4 protein-coding genes and 1 pseudogene are annotated in these 2,212 nt (G+C 68.0%); all 5 read left to right on the top strand.

Annotation, left to right across the window (positions count from 1 at the left end):
• Positions 1-118 (top strand): annotated as a pseudogene (gene rplF, locus GX015_RS12540) (50S ribosomal protein L6); the annotation flags it as partial.
• Positions 118-516 (top strand): 50S ribosomal protein L18, encoded by a 399-nt coding sequence (gene rplR / locus GX015_RS12535; RefSeq protein WP_046650843.1) that lies wholly within the window; start codon positions 118-120, stop codon positions 514-516. The pseudogene rplF and the gene rplR, both read left to right, overlap by 1 nt.
• A gap of 37 nt (positions 517-553) precedes the next feature.
• Positions 554-1,195 carry a 30S ribosomal protein S5 gene (rpsE, locus tag GX015_RS12530; protein WP_291345473.1) on the top strand — a complete coding sequence of 214 codons (642 nt, stop codon included), beginning with the start codon at positions 554-556 and terminating at the stop codon, positions 1,193-1,195.
• 5 nt (positions 1,196-1,200) lie between these two features.
• Positions 1,201-1,386: a 50S ribosomal protein L30 gene (gene rpmD, locus GX015_RS12525; RefSeq protein WP_035121291.1), complete on the top strand. Its 186-nt coding sequence runs from the start codon at positions 1,201-1,203 to the stop codon at positions 1,384-1,386.
• 7 nt (positions 1,387-1,393) lie between these two features.
• Positions 1,394-1,840, top strand: a complete 447-nt coding sequence (gene rplO, locus GX015_RS12520; RefSeq protein WP_291345472.1) for a 50S ribosomal protein L15 — start codon at positions 1,394-1,396, stop codon at positions 1,838-1,840.
• The last annotated feature ends 372 nt before the right edge of the window (positions 1,841-2,212 follow it).

Here is a 2,212-nt window from a genome sequence, read left to right as displayed (position 1 = left end):
GGTCGGACAGATCGCCGCCAACATCCGTCGTCTGCGGAAGGACGACCCCTACAAGGGCAAGGGCATCCGCTACGAGGGCGAGCAGATCCGTCGCAAGGTCGGAAAGACGGGTAAGTAATGAGCAACAACAACGAAAAGCGCCTCCCTGTCGGCAAGGACATCTCGACGCGTCGCCGCGTCGCCCGTGCCCGCCGCCACGCGCGCCTGCGCAAGAACATCCGCGGCACCGCCGAGACCCCGCGTCTCGTGGTCCACCGCTCCTCGCGCCACATGAGCGCCCAGATCATCGACGACTCGATCGGCCGCACGCTGGCCGCCGCGTCGACCCTGGACGCCGACATCCGCGCGATCGACGGTGACAAGAAGGCCCGCAGCGCCAAGGTCGGCGAGGTTCTCGCCGCCCGCGCCAAGGACGCCGGCATCGATTCGGTCGTCTTCGACCGCGGTGGCTACCAGTACCACGGCCGCGTGGCCGCGCTGGCCGACGCCGCCCGCGAAGGTGGCCTGAAGTTCTAATGATGCAGACCAATCAGTTCTACGGAAGGAACGCCTGATGCCGGGACGTGAACGGCGTGACGGCGGACGTGGCTCCGCCGACAACCAGAACAACAACAACCGCGGCGAGCGTCGCGACGGCGGCCGTGGTGGCCGCCGCGACGACCGCCGCCAGCAGGACGAGCGCAACCAGTACCTGGAGCGCGTCGTCACCATCAACCGCGTGTCCAAGGTCGTGAAGGGCGGTCGTCGCTTCAGCTTCACTGCTCTCGTGATCGTCGGCGACGGCGAGGGCAACGTGGGCGTCGGCTACGGCAAGGCGAAGGAGGTGCCGGCCGCGATCCAGAAGGGCGCCGAGGAGGCTCGCAAGAACTTCTTCCGCGTTCCGATGATCGCCGGCACCATCACCCACCCGGTGCAGGGCGAGGCCGCCGCAGGCGTCGTCATGCTCCGCCCGGCCGCCCCGGGTACCGGCGTCATCGCCGGTGGCGCGGTTCGTCCGGTGCTCGAGTGCGCCGGCATCCAGGATGTGCTGTCGAAGTCCCTGGGCTCCGACAACGCCATCAACGTCGTCCACGCCACCGTGGACGCCCTCAAGCAGCTGGTGCGCCCCGAAGAGGTCGCCGCTCGTCGCGGCAAGACCCTCGAAGAGGTCGCCCCGGCCGGCATGCTGCGCGCCCGCGCGGGTCAGGGAGCGTGATTGACATGGCTCTGAAGATCACCCAGCTCCGCGGCACCGCGGGAACCAAGCAGAACCAGAAGGACTCGCTGCGCACCCTCGGCCTCAAGCGCCGGCACCAGTCCGTGGTCCGTCCGGATACCCCGGAGGTCCGCGGCCTGATCAACGCCGTGCGTCACATGGTCGAGGTCGAAGAAGTGGCGGGGGAGTAGGCACATCATGACTGATCCCATCAAGCTCCACGACCTGGCTCCGGCCCCGGGCGCCAAGAAGGACAAGACCCGCGTCGGCCGCGGTGAGGCGTCCAAGGGCAAGACCGCCGGTCGCGGCACCAAGGGCACCAAGGCCCGCAAGCAGGTTTCGGCGGCGTTCGAGGGCGGCCAGATGCCGCTGCACATGCGCCTGCCGAAGCTGAAGGGCTTCAAGAACCCGGCGAAGGTGACCTTCCAGGTCGTCAACGTCGCGGATCTGGCCCGTCTCTTCCCGGAGGGTGGCGACGTCACCGTCGCCGACCTGGTCGCCAAGGGCGCCGTGCGCCCGAAGCAGCCGGTGAAGATCCTCGGCAACGGTGACATCGACGTCAAGGTCAACGTCACCGCCGACAAGTTCTCGGGCTCCGCGAAGTCCAAGATCGAGGCCGCCGGCGGTTCCGTCACCGAGGCGTAATCCGCCCCGGTCGGAGACCCCGACGACACGCGTCAGCGCCCCTTCCCCGTTCATCGGGGGAGGGGCGCTTTCGTTTACCGCGCCGTGATGGGACCGGAGTCGGGCGGCGCTGCTAGACTCACAGAGTCATTTACTGTCCACTATCAGTTCGCCCGCGAACGAAGATGCCCCGGAATAACCGGGGCGGACACGGACGACGCCTCACCTGCCCGAACGCTTCACCGCGACGGGCGCGGGCCGTCGTAAAGCGGGTTCAGGAGGATGCACGTGCCTTCCGGTTTCCTGGCGGCCCTGCGCGACCCCGACCTGCGGAAGAAGATCCTGTTCACACTGGGCATGATCATTCTGTACCGCATCGGCGCGCAGATCCCC

The sequence above is a fragment of the Corynebacterium sp. genome, from assembly GCF_012837295.1.
GTDB lineage: Bacteria > Actinomycetota > Actinomycetes > Mycobacteriales > Mycobacteriaceae > Corynebacterium.
Note: the sequence above shows the minus strand (reverse complement) of the source record. Positions and strands in the feature narration are given on the sequence as shown.